The sequence below is a fragment of the Mycobacterium sp. UM_Kg27 genome, assembly GCF_000972905.1.
In the GTDB taxonomy this organism is placed as follows: Bacteria; Actinomycetota; Actinomycetes; order Mycobacteriales; family Mycobacteriaceae; genus Mycobacterium.
Genome location: NZ_JRMM01000332.1, coordinates 1 through 421, shown reverse-complemented (window position 1 = coordinate 421; position 421 = coordinate 1). Strand labels below are relative to the sequence as shown.

General features: G+C 68.9%; 1 pseudogene. It reads right to left on the bottom strand.

Annotated elements, in window-relative coordinates:
• Positions 1–421, bottom strand: a pseudogene (locus LI94_RS21505) (HNH endonuclease); the annotation flags it as partial.

Genomic DNA, 421 nt, shown 5'->3' with positions numbered 1-421 from the left:
CGGTCTTGGCTGCGGGTGTTTTTGCGGGTGGGCATCATGAGGTTGCGGTCGGCTGTTGAGGCCGGGGCGGTGGCTGGTGGTGCGGTGGTGGGTAGGCACAGGGTGGGGAATAGCAGGGCGCTGCCGGGTTGTGTGGTGTAGGTGTGGCCGGTGGGGCTGGTCCATTCGATGGTGCCGTTGGGGTGTTGGCGGTCGCTCCAGCCGCGGTGGCCGGTCCAGAAGGTTTTGAGCAGGTGGTGTTTTCGGCAGAGGCAGCGCAGGTTGGCCGGGTGGGTGGCGCCATGCGGGTGGGCTACGGCGTGGTCGATGTCGCAGTAGTTGGCGGGCTGGTCGCAGCCGGGGAAGCGGCAGGTGAGGTCGCGGGCGCGGATGAAGGCGGCCAACGCGGTGGAGGGCCGGTAGTGCGGTTCGGCTGGCAGGT